Raw genomic sequence first — 624 nt, 5'->3', positions numbered from 1 at the left:
GATGTTGTTTTATATAAAAACGATAACCCTAATAAAATCACAAAGAGCAACGAATATCTCAAAGTGTCTTTGTCAAGTTAAAAAGTTAGCATTTGGGCCCCAAAAAGGTTAGCACTTGTCAGCCCTGTTTTCATTAATACAATATTTTGATCCCGAGACCAAATTCACACATTATCGGTGGCATAGTTTTTGTCTTCCGAGTCTCACTGCAAACATTTTGAGCGCCCCGTTTTGGTTGGACTTTCGAATCTTTACCTTATGGAGAGAGGGCGGAGCCCGAACGGAGCAAGGTAAAGATTCGGCGCGACAAATACCCACATTACTTTTTCTGCCGCAGCATGGATTGTGTCAGCCGGTAACTCTCACCCGAAAAGATGAGGATGTGGCTGTGATGGATTAACCTGTCGATCAGGGCCGCCGTCAGGCGGTTGTCACCAAACACCGTATTCCATCCAGAAAACTCAAGGTTTGAGGTGATGATCAGGCTTCTTCGCTCATAGCAGTCGGATATGACCTGAAATAAAAGCTCGGCAGCCTCTTTGTGCAGCGGCACAAACCCAATCTCATCAATTATCATGAGTTCCACCCGTTTGAGCGTTCCGAGATAGTTGTTCAGCGTACCTT

General features: G+C 45.0%; 1 protein-coding gene. It reads right to left on the bottom strand.

The features are described from left to right. Positions 1-319: 319 nt before the first annotated feature. The coding region (locus B3W37_RS12675) for an ATP-binding protein (RefSeq protein ID WP_483176037.1) at positions 320-624 on the bottom strand (305 nt) is incomplete at its 5' end.

Source organism: Syntrophomonas sp. UBA5494, assembly GCF_002426325.1.
Note: the sequence above shows the minus strand (reverse complement) of the source record. Positions and strands in the feature narration are given on the sequence as shown.